At 70.1% G+C, this 12717-nt stretch carries 12 protein-coding genes; 10 read left to right on the forward strand and 2 right to left on the reverse strand.

Translation table 11 applies throughout. The features are described from left to right. The first annotated feature begins 19 nt into the window (after positions 1–19). Together JOE64_RS05345 and JOE64_RS05350 are read left to right on the forward strand one after the other, a co-directional pair. Positions 20–400, forward strand: a complete 381-nt coding sequence (locus JOE64_RS05345; protein WP_204963290.1) for a hypothetical protein — start codon at positions 20–22, stop codon at positions 398–400. A 4-nt stretch (positions 401–404) separates the two neighbouring features. After that, complete coding sequence (locus JOE64_RS05350) at positions 405–1604, forward strand: cation:proton antiporter (RefSeq protein ID WP_204963291.1); 1200 nt, start codon at positions 405–407, stop codon at positions 1602–1604. On the opposite strand, the gene JOE64_RS05355 is transcribed toward JOE64_RS05350, so the two are convergent. After that, entirely contained in the window at positions 1585–1989 is a 405-nt protein-coding gene (locus tag JOE64_RS05355) for an HsmA family protein (RefSeq protein WP_204963292.1), read from the reverse strand. The genes JOE64_RS05350 and JOE64_RS05355 overlap by 20 nt on opposite strands. A gap of 377 nt (positions 1990–2366) precedes the next feature. Between JOE64_RS05355 and adhE the strand changes: the two genes are divergently transcribed. The 6 genes from adhE (at position 2367) to JOE64_RS05385 (ending at position 10877) form a co-directional block, all read left to right on the forward strand. Then, positions 2367–5099 carry a bifunctional acetaldehyde-CoA/alcohol dehydrogenase gene (gene adhE / locus JOE64_RS05360; protein WP_204963293.1) on the forward strand — a complete coding sequence of 911 codons (2733 nt, stop codon included), beginning with the start codon at positions 2367–2369 and terminating at the stop codon, positions 5097–5099. A gap of 133 nt (positions 5100–5232) precedes the next feature. After that, positions 5233–6177 carry a L,D-transpeptidase gene (locus JOE64_RS05365; RefSeq protein ID WP_204963294.1) on the forward strand — a complete coding sequence of 315 codons (945 nt, stop codon included), beginning with the start codon at positions 5233–5235 and terminating at the stop codon, positions 6175–6177. Between the two features lie 51 nt (positions 6178–6228). Further along, complete coding sequence (locus JOE64_RS05370) at positions 6229–6519, forward strand: DUF1905 domain-containing protein (RefSeq protein WP_239531963.1); 291 nt, start codon at positions 6229–6231, stop codon at positions 6517–6519. Then, positions 6512–7207: a prepilin peptidase gene (locus JOE64_RS05375; RefSeq protein ID WP_204963296.1), complete on the forward strand. Its 696-nt coding sequence runs from the start codon at positions 6512–6514 to the stop codon at positions 7205–7207. Before JOE64_RS05370 ends, JOE64_RS05375 begins: the two co-directional genes overlap by 8 nt. A gap of 76 nt (positions 7208–7283) precedes the next feature. Then, complete coding sequence (locus JOE64_RS05380; RefSeq protein ID WP_204963297.1) at positions 7284–8285, forward strand: YihY/virulence factor BrkB family protein; 1002 nt, start codon at positions 7284–7286, stop codon at positions 8283–8285. Positions 8286–8360: 75 nt separating this feature from the next. Then, positions 8361–10877, forward strand: a complete 2517-nt coding sequence (locus JOE64_RS05385; protein ID WP_204963298.1) for a glycogen/starch/alpha-glucan phosphorylase — start codon at positions 8361–8363, stop codon at positions 10875–10877. Between the two features lie 53 nt (positions 10878–10930). Here JOE64_RS05385 and JOE64_RS05390 read toward each other — a convergent pair whose 3' ends face one another. Further along, positions 10931–11662, reverse strand: coding sequence for a glutamine amidotransferase (locus JOE64_RS05390; RefSeq protein WP_204963299.1), 732 nt, complete (start codon positions 11660–11662; stop codon positions 10931–10933). A 140-nt stretch (positions 11663–11802) separates the two neighbouring features. Between JOE64_RS05390 and JOE64_RS05395 the strand changes: the two genes are divergently transcribed. After that, a complete protein-coding gene (locus tag JOE64_RS05395) occupies positions 11803–12030 on the forward strand; it encodes a response regulator (RefSeq protein ID WP_204963300.1) in 228 nt (75 codons plus the stop codon). After that, positions 12027–12689: a CYTH domain-containing protein gene (locus JOE64_RS05400; protein ID WP_204963301.1), complete on the forward strand. Its 663-nt coding sequence runs from the start codon at positions 12027–12029 to the stop codon at positions 12687–12689. Before JOE64_RS05395 ends, JOE64_RS05400 begins: the two co-directional genes overlap by 4 nt. The last annotated feature ends 28 nt before the right edge of the window (positions 12690–12717 follow it).

The following is a 12717-nucleotide window of genomic DNA, read 5'->3' on the forward strand; positions in this document are numbered from 1 at the left end:
GACGGGCACAATGGGCGCTATGCGCGACCCGATCTGGAAGAACGAGCCCGACGACCACGACTTTCCCGCTGCCGCCGACTATCTCGCCCTCGTCGCCGCCCCGGAACGCGTGAGCTCGATCGTCGCCGCCCTGCACGCCGCCCCCACGGTGCTGAAGAAGGCGAAGGACGTCCTGCGCGCCGCGCGGCTTCCGCTGCTGCCGAAAGACAATCCGCACGTCGCGGCGGATCTGGCGAAGGTGCACGCGGGCACTCCGCTGTCGCCGGTGCTGCTCGTGCGCGGCGAGCTGACGACCGGCACACCGGCGCAGATCGCCGACGGATACCATCGCGTGTGCGCGAGCTGGTACCTCGACGAGAACACCCAGATCCCGTGCCGCATCGTCACCCCCACTGCGTGATGGAATGAGCCTGTCGATCCTCGCCCTCGTCGGGGCGGTCGCCCTCCTCGGGCCGGCGTTGGCCGCCGTGACGAGATGGCGTGTGCCGATCGTCGTCGGCGAACTGGTCGCAGGAGTGCTGATCGGCTCGTCGGGGTTGCGGCTCGTCGACGCGACCGACCCCACCTTCGCCTTCCTGGCGACGCTCGGGTTCGGGCTCACGATGTTCGTCGCGGGAACCCACGTGCCGCTGCGCGACAGTCGGCTGCGCCCGGCCCTCGGGCGCGGCGCGCTGCAAGCGGTCGCCGTCGGCATCGTCGCGGCGTTCGCCGGTGGGGGCCTCGCCACCCTGTTCGGCACGGGGCACGGCGCGGTCTACGCGGTCGTGATGGCCTCGTCGTCGGCGGCCCTCGTCCTGCCGGCCGTGCAGCAGCTGCGGCTGGGCGGGGCGCAACTGCTGACCACGATCGCGCAGGTTGCGATCGCCGACACCGCATGCATCGTGGCGCTGCCTCTCGCGATGGATCCGCAGCACGCCGTCGGATCCGCCCTGGGTGCGCTGGGCATCGCGGCGGTCGCGACAGCGCTCGCGTTCGCGCTGCGGTGGATGCAGCGGCGCGAGCGCGCATCGCGGGTGCGCACGATCAGCAAGACGCACCGGCTCGCGCTCGAGCTGCGCCTCAGTCTCATCCTCGTCTGCGCGCTGGGCGCGCTCGCCCAGGTGTCGCACGTGTCGGTGCTGCTGGCCGGCTTCGCCGCTGGGCTCGCCGTCGCGAGCGTCGGCGAGCCGCGCCGGCTCGCGCGACAGCTGTTCGCCGTGACCGAGGGCTTTCTCTCGCCGCTGTACTTCGTCTGGCTCGGGGCCTCGCTGTCGCTGTCGAGTCTGCGCGACGACCCGGCGTACCTGGGGCTCGGCCTGCTTCTCGGGGTCGGTGCCCTTCTCGCTCACCTGATCGGCGTCGTGTTGCGCCAGCGCTCCCTCTGGTCGGTCATCGCCGCCGCACAGCTCGGGGTGCCGATCGCCGCGGCCACCGTCGGCGCCGAGACCGGACTGCTGTCGCCGGGGGAGCAGGCGGCCCTGGTGCTGGGGGCGCTCCTGACGATCGGCGCCCTCGCGGCATCCGCCGCCCTCGCGTCGCGTCGCGCGGACTTCCGGGATCCCGACCCCGTGGGCCCGGCGCGGCCGGTCGGCGATGCGCCCGGCCCTACCTCGCCATCGCGCTGACCGCGCCCGCGACGTAGGGGATCAGCCACAGCGCCCACACCACGATGCTGAAGCGGTGGAACGCGCGCTTCTCCGTCTCGCGGCCGCGCACCAGCACCACGACCGCCCAGACCAGGTGCACCGCCATGAGGACGATCGCCGCGGTTCCGGTCCAGGTCATGAGCGTCCCGGCGGCGTTCTCGGCGATCCCGTCGGCGCGTCGATCGGCCGCGATCCGCGTCATGAGGATCGTTCCGCCGGTGTCGCATGCGAGACCGAGCGCGAACATGCCGGCGTGCCACCAGCGCAGGGTGCGTTGGATGCGTTCGGCCCAGACGCCGACGCTGTAGAAGACGCTGTAGAAGACGAGTGCTGCGGTGATGATCGCGATCGCGAGGGGGAGCATGTCGTCACTGTACGCCGAAAGCTTCAGCATTACTGAAGGGTGCCCGAACCGGATGCCCGCGCTCGCGGGGTGTGCCGACGGCTGCCGTCCCGCACGCACCGAGACCGCGTTCTCGCGTCGAGACCGTGACTCGGAACGGCGGTCTCGACGCGTGGGGTGGGTCTCGGCATCCGTCGGCGGCGCGGCGCGGCGGCGCGGCGGCGCGGTGCGGGGATGCCTGCGCTCGGGTGGATTCGGGGAGGTGGGCCCCGAATCGAGAGTGCCGCTTGTGTGGTCAGACCACAGGTGGCATACTGGTCTCAGACAGGCCCGAGAGCCCCTCGGACCCGGAAAGCGATGACGCGGACGACGTGTCCGCGCCGGGTAGGAGACCCATCATGTCCACCTCGATCGATGCTCAGGTCGATGTCCTCGTCGATGGCGCGCTCGCCGCTCTCGCGGAGTACGCGTCCTTCACTCAGGAGCAGGTCGACCACATCGTGCGAAAAGCCAGTGTGGCCGCGCTTCACTATCACGGAGAGCTCGCCGTCATGGCGGTCGAAGAGACCGGCCGCGGCCTGTTCGAAGACAAGGCCGTGAAGAACATGTTCGCGTGCGAGCACGTGACGAACTCGATCATCAACCAGAAGACGGTCGGGGTCATCTCGCACGACGAGATCACCGGCATCACCGAGATCGCCGACCCGGTCGGCGTCATCTGCGGTCTGACGCCCGTGACGAACCCGACGTCCACGGCGATCTTCAAGTCGCTCATCGCCCTGAAGACCCGCAACCCCATCGTGTTCGGCTTCCACCCGGCTGCGCAGAAGTGCTCCGTCGCCGCCGCCAAGATCGTCCGTGACGCGGCCATCGCCGCCGGCGCCCCCGAGAACTGCATCCAGTGGATCGAGGAGCCGTCGATGGAGGCATCCGGCGCCCTCATGAACCACCCGGGCGTCGCGCTCATCCTCGCCACGGGTGGCAACGCCATGGTCCGCGCCGCGTACTCCTGCGGCAAGCCCGCCCTCGGCGTCGGCGCCGGTAACGTGCCCGCCTTCATCGAGCGCACGGCGAAGGTCGGACGCGCGGTCAACGACATCGTGCTGTCGAAGTCCTTCGACATGGGCATGGTGTGTGCGAGCGAGCAGGCCGTCATCCTCGACGAGCCGATCGCCGCCGAAGCACTCGCCGAGTTCGCCCGCCTGCACGCCTACCTGGCGACCGCCGACGAGAAGCGGATGCTCGAGGAGTTCATCTTCGGCGTCGCGGCGAACAGTGAGAACTGCGCCGGCGCGAAGCTGAACCCCACCGTCGTCGGTCAGTCCCCGCAGTGGATCGCCGAGCACGCCGGCTTCACCGTGCCGGAGGACACCTCGATCATCCTCGCCGAGGTCTCCGGTGTCGGCCCGCACGAGCCGCTGACGCGCGAGAAGCTCGCCCCGGTGCTCGCCGTGCTCCGCGCCAAGACTCCGGCCGAGGGTATCGACCTGGCGCGCCAGATGGTCGACTTCGACGGTCTCGGCCACTCGGGGGCGATCCACTCCAACGACCAGGAGGTCATCGCCGAGTTCGGCAAGGTCGTCAAGGCCGTCCGCATCATCGAGAACAGCCCGTCGGCTCTCGGCGGCATCGGCGACATCTACAACGCCTTCATGCCGAGCCTGACCCTCGGCTGCGGCTCCTACGGACACAACTCCGTCTCCAACAACGTCTCGGCGGTGAACCTCGTGAACATCAAGCGCATCGGTCGGCGCAACAACAACATGCAGTGGTTCAAGGTGCCCGCCAAGACCTACTTCGAGCCGAACGCGGTCCGCTACCTCACCGACATGCGGGGCGTCGAGCGGGTCTCGATCGTCACCGACGAGACGATGACGAAGCTCGGCTACGTCGACAAGATCATGGACGTGCTGAACCGCCGCGAGAACCGCGTCCAGGTGCAGCTGATCAACACGGTCAAGCCCGAGCCGAAGGTCTCCGAGGTGCGTGCCGGCGCCGAGCTGATGCGCCAGTTCCAGCCCGACACGATCGTCGCCCTCGGCGGCGGTTCGCCGATGGATGCCGCCAAGGTCATGTGGCTGCTCTACGAGCACCCCGACATCGAGTTCTCCGACCTCGGTGAGAAGTTCTTCGACGTGCGCAAGCGTGCGTTCAAGTTCCCCGAGCTCGGCAAGATGGCCAAGCTCGTCTGCATCCCGACCACCTCGGGCACCGGCAGCGAGATGACCCCGTTCGCCGTCATCACCGACGACGAGAGCGGCATGAAGTACCCGCTCGCCGACTACGCGCTGACCCCGTCGGTCGCGATCATCGACCCCGTGCTGACCAAGATGCTGCCCGGGTTCCTGGTCGCCGACGCCGGCTTCGATGCCCTGACCCACGCCACCGAGGCGTTCGTCTCCGTCTACGCCAACGACTACACCGACGGCCTGTGCCTGCACGCGATCAAGCTCATCTTCGAGAACATCGAGCGCAGCACCACGGCGCAGCCGAACTCGACCGACGCCGACGACATCAAGGCGCGCGAGAAGATGCACAACGCGGCATCCATCTCGGGCATGGCCTTCGGCAACGCATTCCTCGGGATCGTGCACGCGATGGCCCACGTCACGGGTGCGACGTACCACCTGGTGCACGGCCGGACGAATGCCGTCTACCTGCCCCACGTGATCCGCTACAACGGCACCGTGCCGACGAAGCTCACCAGCTGGCCGAAGTACGAGCGCTACGTCGCTCCCGAGCGCTTCCAGGAGATCGCGAAGCACCTCGGCCTTCCGGCCTCCACGCCGGAAGAGGGCGTCGAGAGCTACGCTCGGGCCGTCGAGGAGCTGCGCGACCGGGTGGGCATCGAGCGCTCGTTCCAGCAGCAGGGCGTCGACGAGACCACCTTCATCGCGGGTCTGCACGACCTCGCCCTGGCCGCCTACCGCGACCAGTGCGCACCGGCGAACCCCCGCATGCCGATGATCGAGGACATGAAGACCCTCATGGAGGCCGCGTACTACGGCACCTCCTTCGCCGAGGTCCGCGCCGCCCGCAAGGTCGCGCAGGTCGAGAGCGACGCCGTCACCGGCACGGTGCCGACGGTCAAGGCTGCGAAGGGCGCGCGCCGCACGAAGACGACAGCCTGACGCATGGCGCGGTCCCGTTCGCGGGACCGAACGTCGAGTCACATCGACGAGGGGGCCGGGGGAGCATACCCGGCCCCCTTCGCCGTGCGCGTGACGAGTTGCCCGCGGGCTCTGCACCCCCGACGATGAGAGGGTGCATGCTCGTTCCCGACCCACGGCGCCCGCCCCCACTCCGGGGGCGTGGGCGCCGTGGGTCGTCACCGCGCTCGCCCTCGCCGGGATCGCGGTGCTCGGCGTCGGTGTCGCTCTTGTCCCGGTGCCCGATCGCACGGCACCGATCCCGGCGATGCCGCTCGTCGTCGACGAGTCCGTGGCGGATGCCTCGGAGAGTCCCTCGTTCGCCTCGCGGCAGATGCGCGAGTCGGGCGCCGCGGCGAACACCGCCGTCTACGACGTGAGCGCGCTGGCGCAGATCGATGTGTGGAGCGTCGACCCCGCTCTCCCGGTCGACGATGACCCGTTCGGCGCGATGACGGGGGAGCTCGCCCGCCCGCTCTCGACGGCCCCCGTGTTCGCCGATCCCGCCGGCGCACCCATCGGGTACCTGCCGCGCGACGCGGCGTACGGCGGCACGACCGTGCCGGTGGTGGTCCACGACACGCACTGGGTCAAGGTCTTGCTCGCCGGCCGGCAGGGGACTCCTCCCGAGGGGAACCCCGCGCAGAGCACCGGCTGGCTGCGCGTGGCCGATGTCGAGCTGACGCGCGCTGCCTCGTACGTCGAGGTCCATCTCGCGGCGCACACGATCGACATCGTGAGCCGGAGCGGCCGCGAGCGGGTCGCGAACGACTTCGCGTGGGGCAAGCCGTCGACGCCGACGCCGGTCGGGCGCACGTTCGTCATGCTGACGCGTGTGGTCCCCGACTTCGCCTACACCGACGGGCATCCACTCGTCTATCTCGGCGTGCAGTCGCCCACCCTGCCCGGGTTCGATGGCGGCACGGTCGCCGTCACCGCGTTCCACTACTATCGCGAGCGCTCGGGCCCGAACTCCTTCGGCTGCATCTACCTCGACGGGGCGGCCACCGACCGGCTCGCGGCCCTGCCCGAGGGCAGCCCCGTGATCATCCACCCCTGAGGATCGTTTCGACGCGCCCCCGCGCCCGCCGCCTACCATGGCCCCGTGCGAATGGCGTTCGAGGGGCCGATCTTCCGATGGACGGCACGTGAGCAGGAGTGGTACTTCGTCGCGCTGCCCGAGGAGCTGAGCGCGGACATCCGCGAGATCCCGCGACCTCCGCGCGGCTTCGGTTCCGTGCGCGTCGAGGTGCGGATCGGATCGTCGCGATGGCGCACCTCGATCTTTCCGGATGCCTCCCGCGGCGCGTACGTGCTGCCGCTCAAGCGCGCTGTGCGTGAGGCCGAGGGGATCGGCGGCGAGGGGACCGTCTCGGTCCGGCTCGAGGTGCTCGATGGGTGAGTCGCCGTCGATTCTCTGGATCGCCGTGGCCGCACTCGGTGGCGCATCGGTGGGAGGGGCCGCCGGGCACGCCGTGCACGCCGCCATCCGGGGCGTCGGGATCCTCGCGCGGCGACCCGTGGCGGGGGCGGCGACCGCGCTCGTGTGCGCTGCGGCGTCCGCGCTGTGCACCGCGACCGACGCCTACGGCACGGCGTCGCCGGTCTCTCGTCCCCTCGCCTTCGCGCTCGTGCTCGCCGCGTCGCTGTATCTCGCCGCCCTCACGGTGGCGCTCACCGTGATCGACGTGCGGATCCATCGTCTGCCGAACGCGATCGTCCTGCCCGCCTACCCGGTGCTCGCCCTCGCGTTCGCCGCCGCCTGCCTCGCCGGGGCGCCGTGGGGCGGGCTCGTGCGCGCAGCGCTCGCCGGAGCGGTGCTGTTCGCCTTCTTCGCGGCGCTCCGTCTGGTGCGGCCGGGCGCCATGGGCGGCGGCGACGTCAAGCTCGCCGGTGTCGTCGGTGCGGCTCTCGGCTGGATCGGCTGGACGGCGGTCGTGGTCGGCACGCTCGCGGCCTTCGTCGCCGGCGGCCTCGTCGGTGCCGTTCTCATCGGCACCCGCCGCGCGACCGGTGCGACGGCGATTCCGTTCGGCCCGTTCCTGCTGTTCGGCCTGTGGGCGGGGGCCGCACTGTCGCTGATGGCGTGATCCGGCACAGTCCGGCCGAGGCCCGGCGGTTGTCAAGTCCCAGCGCCGATCGCCGCGCGTGCCTATTGTGGGCGGCATGGACATCGCGCGCATCACCGCCTGGGCCCTGTCACTGACTGCTGTCCGGGCGTTCCTGCGCTACAGCGAGCGGCGTGGCGCCATGCTCGCCGACAGCGTCACCTACCGGGCCTTGTTCAGCGTGTTCGCGGCGGTGCTGCTCGGCTTCTCGATCGCGGCGCTGTGGCTGGGCAGCGACCCGGTGGCGTGGCAGGCGCTGATCGACGCCGTCGACCGCGCCGTACCCGGGCTCGTCGGCGAGGGCGGGCTCATCGATCCCGACAAGATCTCGGCTCCCGGTGGGCTCACGGTCGCGGGCGCCATCGCCGCGGTCGGTCTCGTGGGGGCCGCGATCGGGGCGATCGGGTCGCTCCGCACCGCGATGCGGGTCGTCTGCGACCAGGGTGCTGACGACGTCCCCTTCTGGCTCGTGATGCTGCGCAACCTCGCCCTCGCGGTCGGCGCCGGTGGCGCTCTCGCTGCCTCTGCCGCGGTGACGGTGCTCGGCACGGCCGGCCTCGGGACGCTCGCCGGGTGGTGGGGCCTCGCGCCCGATGACCCGCTGATCACGTGGGGCAGTCGTCTGCTGGCGATCCTCGTGACCTTCGCGCTGGATGCCGTCGCGATCGCCGTGCTGTTCCGCGTGCTCTCCGGGGTGCGCGCGGGAGCGAAGGCGCTCTGGACGGGGTCCGTGCTGGGCGCGGTGGGACTCGCCGTGCTCCAGCAGCTGTCGGGTCTGTTCGTCGGCGGCGCCACCTCGAACCCTCTTCTGGCCTCGTTCGCGGCGCTGATCGCGCTGCTGCTGTGGTTCAACCTGTCGGCTCAGGTGATCCTGATCGCGACTGCCTACATCGTCACGCTGGTCCGCGAACGCGACGATCGCGTGCGCGAACGGTTCGGTGCGGCGACGTTCGCGCAGCGCCGCGTGCAGCAGGCCGAGAACGCCGTGGCCCGTGCATCCGCCGAATACGACGCCGCGCGCGCCGCGCTCGCCACGGAGCGTGAGCGCACCCGCGCGTAACGAGGGCGTGAATTCTGCCGTTCTCCCGGCAGGCGTCGGTCACGGGCGCGACGCGCAGTGTGTAGTTTCGACTACGTGACAGCATCCGACACCTCGCCCGCCGCCCCGACGCACCCGCTCGGCGCGACCCATCCGCTCGCCCTCGCCCCGGTCACCGGACCGGCGAGTTCCGTAGACGGATTCGTCCGACAGTTCCTGCGCAATCTCAACTACGAGCGGGGCGTCGCCCTGTCGGTCTCCAGCGCCACCGACCGGTACTACGCGTTCGCGATGACCGTGCGCGACTACCTCATGGCGCGCTGGCTCGAAGACGTCAAGCGCCAGCGCGAGGCGCAGGCCAAGGGTGTCGCCTACCTGTCCGCCGAGTATCTCCTGGGTCGTCAGCTCGACAACAACCTGCTCGCGGGCGGCCTCACGGAGATCGCGACCGAGGCCATGGCCGCGTGCGGCATCGACATCGACGACCTGCGCGCGCAGGAGGTCGAGCCCGGTCTCGGCAACGGCGGCCTCGGTCGTCTCGCCGCCTGCTTCATCGACTCGCTCGCGACCCTCGGCGTGCCCAACACCGGCTACGGCATCCGCTACGAGTACGGCATCTTCCGCCAGACGTTCGTGGGCGGCCAGCAGGTCGAGCAGCCCGACGCGTGGCTCACGCTCGGCTCGCCGTGGGAGTTCCCGCACCCCGAGGCATCCCGCCGCATCTCGTTCGGCGGACACACCGAGACCTACGACGACGAGGGCACGACCCGCACCCGCTGGGTTCCGGGCTGGTACGTGCAGGCGGTGCCGTACAACTACATGGTGCCCGGCTACCTCAACGGCCGTGTCAACACGCTGCGGCTGTGGAGTGCCAAGGCGACCGACTCGTTCGATCTGCGCGTCTTCAACTCCGGCGACTACGAAGAGGCCGTCCGGGCGCAGACCTACGCCGAGAACATCTCCAAGGTGCTCTACCCCGAGGACTCCACGCCGCAGGGCAAGGAGCTGCGACTGCAGCAGCAGTACTTCTTCGTCGCGGCATCCATCGGCGACTTCCTCGAGCACACGCTTCCCGCGGACTTCGACCTCGCGAAGCTGCCCGACCGCGTCATCTTCCAGCTCAACGACACGCACCCGGTCATCGGCGTGCCCGAGCTCATGCGCGTGCTCGTCGACGAGAAGAAGATGGACTGGGATGCCGCGTGGGCGATCACCCAGAAGTGCTTCGCCTACACGTGTCACACGCTGCTGCCCGAAGCGCTCGAGGTGTGGTCGGTCGACCTGCTCGGGCGGCTGCTGCCGCGGCACCTGGAGATCATCTACCGCATCAACGAGGAGTTCCTCGCCGCGGTGCGCGAGCGCTTCGGCGACGACGAGATGCGCATCCGCAACATGTCGATCATCGGCGACTTCCCCGAGCGGAGCGTCCGGATGGCCTTCCTCGCCACCGTCGCCGGTGCGAAGGTCAACGGTGTCGCGGAGCTCCACTCCCAGCTGCTGCGCGACAAGGTGCTGCCCGACTTCAGCGAGTTCTTCCCCGACAAGTTCACGAACGTGACCAACGGCGTGACGCCGCGCCGCTTCGTGAAGCTCGCCAACCCGAAGCTGTCCGATCTCATCACCGAGGCGATCGGCCCCGGCTGGGTCACGGACCTCGAGCGCCTGCGAGAGCTGGAGACCTACGCCGAGGACCCGCAGTTCCGTGCGGCGTTCGCAGCGGTCAAGGCCGCGAACAAGCGACGGCTCGGTCAGGTGCTGCACGCGCGCGACGGCTTCGAGGTCAGCGACGACCACCTGCTCGATGTGATGGTCAAGCGCCTGCACGAGTACAAGCGGCAGATGCTCAAGGTCCTGCACATCGTGACCCAGTACGAGTCGATCGTGTCGGGCCGCGTCGCGGCATCCGACATCCAGCCGCGCACCGTCATCTTCGGTGCGAAGGCCGCGCCCGGCTATGCGATGGCCAAGCGCATCATCCACCTGATCAACGCCGTCGGCTCGGTCGTCAACGACGACCCGCGCGTCGAGGGACGCCTGAAGGTGCTGTTCCCGCCGAACTACAATGTCACCCTCGCCGAGCGCGTGATCCCTGCCGCCGACCTGTCGGAGCAGATCTCGCTCGCCGGCAAGGAGGCGTCGGGCACGGGCAACATGAAGTTCGCCCTCAACGGCGCGCTCACCATCGGCACCGACGATGGGGCCAACGTCGAGATCCGGGAGCTCGTCGGCGACGAGAACTTCTTCCTCTTTGGCATGAGCGAGCCCGAGGTCGAGGCGCTGTGGGCGCGCGGCTACAAGCCGGCGGAGTTCTACCAGGGCGACGACAACCTGCGCCGTGCGATGGACCTCATCGCGTCGGGGGCCTTCTCGGGCGGCGACCGGAGCGTGTTCGAGCCGATCGTGTCGAACCTGCTGTACGACGACCGCTTCATGGTGCTGGCCGACTACTCCTCGTACATCGCCGCGCAGGAGCGCGTCGACGCGGCGTACGCCGACCAAGACGCGTGGACGCACGCCGCCGTCCTGAACGTCGCCCGGACGGGCTTCTTCTCGTCGGATCGATCGATGCGCGACTACATCGACCGGATCTGGCACACGCCGCCGGTGATCTGAACCGCGGACTCCGGCCCGGTGCGCCTCGGCGTGCCGGGCCGGAGTCGTCCGCGTCAGCGCGCGTAGCGCTCGACGAAGGCGCGCAGGATGCCGCCGGTGTGCGGCACCGGCAGGCGACGCACGGCGGCGAGCGTCGGGTCGAGCTCGCCGCCGCCGAAGTAGCCGTGGTGCGCGTACGCACGGATGCGCGTGGAGATCCCCTCGACGTCGCATTCCGGGTGGAACTGGGTGGCGTAGACGTTGTGCCCCACGCGGAACATCTGTACGGGGCACGCCTCTCCCCGTACGAGGAGCGTCGCCGCGGGTGGCAGGACGGTGATCGCCTCTTTGTGGCCGACGAACGCCGTGAACCGATCGGGAAGGCCGCGGAGCAGGGGATCGGCGCGCCCGGCCTCGGTGCGGCAGACCTCCACGACGCTGATCGGCTCCCGATGGGTGCCGTCGATCGTCGCGCCGAGCGCCGTGCCGACCGTCCCGACGCCGTAGCAGGCGCCGAAGAACGGGAAGTCGCGGGCCAGCACGTCGACCAGGAGCGCGGCGATCTCGGATTCGACCCGTTGCTGGACGGCCGACTTCTTCTCGATCGGGTCGGACGCGTTGAAAGGCCCGCCGCCGACGAACACGCCCGAGTAGTCGTCGAGGTCCACCGGGCCGAGCGGCTCGGCCTCCAGTCGCCGGCGGACGAGAGAGCTCTCGTCCAACCCGGTGAAGCGCTGGAAGAGTGCGTACTCCTCGTCGGCGGGCACGTCCTCGGCACGCGTCGCGAGCAGCAGGAACGGCTTCATCGCGCCGCTCCCGGAGAGTGGCGGAGGGAGGGGGAGCGCGGGGTCATCCGGGCAGTGTGCATCACCGCGTCGCAGACGTGCAAATCGGTCCGCGCGGATAGGCTGGGCCTACTTGTCCGCACCCATCGTGGAGGTACCCCATGGCGATCGCAGCACTGCACGGAGGCCCGCTCGACGGGCAGGTCATCCCCCTCGACGACGAGTCCCAGACGCAGCTGATCCTGCCGTACAGCGAGACGCAGATCGTGTACGAGCGTGCGGGAGAGCCGGAGAACACCGGCGAGGGCGACGGGCCGACGACAGCCGCGTTCCACTACGTCGAGGTCGAGGACGACATCGATCCCGACCCCGACGGTCGCGACGAGTGAGCGACGAACCCACCACGTCGCTCGAGATCGAGCTCACCTTCGACGTCGTCGAGGACACACCGCTCCCGCTGCTGATGACGCTTCCGGGCGTCGCGTCGATCACCGGGCCCGAGATCCGCGATCTCGACGCACGGTATCTCGATGTCCCAGACCTCGCGCTCGGGCGGGCCGGGTATGCCGTGCGCCGCAGAACCGGCGGGCCCGACGAGGGGTGGCACATCAAGGGCCCCAAGGACACGGGCGGCGGACGCCTCGAATCGCACTGGCCGCTGGACGAGGGGCCCGCTGGTACGGTCGTCGTCCCCCCGGATGTCGACGCCGCGGTCGCCGCGATCCTGAGCGACGTCGGGGTGACACCGGCCGGCGCACCCGACCTGACGCCTCTCGCCCGCATCCGCAACGAGCGGCATGCCTACGTCCTCCTCGGGCACGACGGGGGAGTGCTGGCCGAGTTCGTGGACGATCACGTCACCGCGACCGATGAGCGCCGCGGCGCGAACACGGCGTGGCGGGAGTGGGAGTTCGAACTCGGCCCGTCCGCGCCCCCACCCGGGCCCGCGCGCGACGCGCTTCTGGGCGCGGTGTCCGCAGCGGTCGCCGATGCCGGCGGGCGCCCGGCGGCATCCGATTCCAAGCTCGCACGCTCGCTCGGCCTCTGAATCGAGCCTTTCCGCCGGACGACTCCGC

Origin of the sequence: Microbacterium dextranolyticum (assembly GCF_016907295.1) — a bacterium.
GTDB lineage: Bacteria > Actinomycetota > Actinomycetes > Actinomycetales > Microbacteriaceae > Microbacterium > Microbacterium dextranolyticum.

Bases quoted from the DNA above. Each gene is read 5' to 3' on its own strand.
- JOE64_RS05345 (WP_204963290.1), top strand. From the start codon at position 20: ATGCGCGACCCGATCTGGAAGAACGAGCCCGACGACCACGACTTTCCC.
- JOE64_RS05350 (WP_204963291.1), top strand. From the start codon at position 405: ATGAGCCTGTCGATCCTCGCCCTCGTCGGGGCGGTCGCCCTCCTCGGG.
- JOE64_RS05355 (WP_204963292.1), bottom strand. From the start codon at position 1,989: ATGCTCCCCCTCGCGATCGCGATCATCACCGCAGCACTCGTCTTCTAC.
- adhE (WP_204963293.1), top strand. From the start codon at position 2,367: ATGTCCACCTCGATCGATGCTCAGGTCGATGTCCTCGTCGATGGCGCG.
- JOE64_RS05370 (WP_239531963.1), top strand. From the start codon at position 6,229: ATGGCGTTCGAGGGGCCGATCTTCCGATGGACGGCACGTGAGCAGGAG.
- JOE64_RS05375 (WP_204963296.1), top strand. From the start codon at position 6,512: ATGGGTGAGTCGCCGTCGATTCTCTGGATCGCCGTGGCCGCACTCGGT.
- JOE64_RS05380 (WP_204963297.1), top strand. From the start codon at position 7,284: ATGGACATCGCGCGCATCACCGCCTGGGCCCTGTCACTGACTGCTGTC.
- JOE64_RS05390 (WP_204963299.1), bottom strand. From the start codon at position 11,662: ATGAAGCCGTTCCTGCTGCTCGCGACGCGTGCCGAGGACGTGCCCGCC.
- JOE64_RS05395 (WP_204963300.1), top strand. From the start codon at position 11,803: ATGGCGATCGCAGCACTGCACGGAGGCCCGCTCGACGGGCAGGTCATC.